Source organism: Paenibacillus terrae (genome assembly GCF_000943545.1).
GTDB classification, from domain to species: domain Bacteria; phylum Bacillota; class Bacilli; order Paenibacillales; family Paenibacillaceae; genus Paenibacillus; species Paenibacillus terrae_A.
On the sequence record NZ_JTHP01000192.1, the window covers coordinates 1 to 707 of the forward strand.

1 protein-coding gene is annotated in these 707 nt (G+C 45.5%); it reads right to left on the reverse strand.

Features of this window, described 5'->3' with window-relative positions; genetic code table 11:
* Window positions 1–20 precede the first annotated feature (20 nt).
* On the reverse strand, window positions 21–707 hold a 687-nt coding region (locus QD47_RS29620), incomplete at its 5' end, for an IS3 family transposase (RefSeq protein ID WP_044649487.1).

Below are 707 nucleotides of genomic sequence, written 5' to 3' on the forward strand. Positions count from 1 at the left end.
TTTGGATTGTCAACAGTAAATCAAACAACTTTTTTAAGGGCTGCAAGGCGATACTGAATAGGCGTCATATAGCCTAAAGTTCCATGAATGCGATGTTTGTTAAACCAGTTGACATAATCATATAATTCCAGTTCCAGATGACGAAGGCTCTGAAAGTTCATCTGGTTCACGAACTCTGTTTTCATGATTTTATAAGTGGCTTCGGCCACAGCATTGTCATACGGACAGCCTTTCTTACTCAGTGATCGACCGATTTCAAATGTCTCTAAAAGCTCATCCATCTTTTGGTTTTTAAACTCGCTCCCACGGTCGGTATGAAACCACTGAATCTGACTCAGATCGCCTTTCACGGTCGCAAAGGCGCGGGAAACCAGTGCTGCATCCTTATGGGGACCAACACTATGGCCAATAATTTCTCGATTGAACAGATCGAGGAGCACACAAATATAGTGCCACTCGTTCCGGACTTTGACATAGGTTAGATCACTGACCACCACACGTTTGCTTTCCGTTTGATTGAACTCGCGGTTCAGTATATTAGCTGGAGCCGCTTCATTACAAGCGGTTTTATGGGGCTTATATTGTGCCACCGTGTAGGTGGAAACGAGCCCTTGCTCTTTCATGATGCGGCCAATGCGACGTCTGGAGACGATCAACCCACGCTCATGGAGCTTCACTTTGATCTTGCGTGTGCCGTAGGCTTTTCG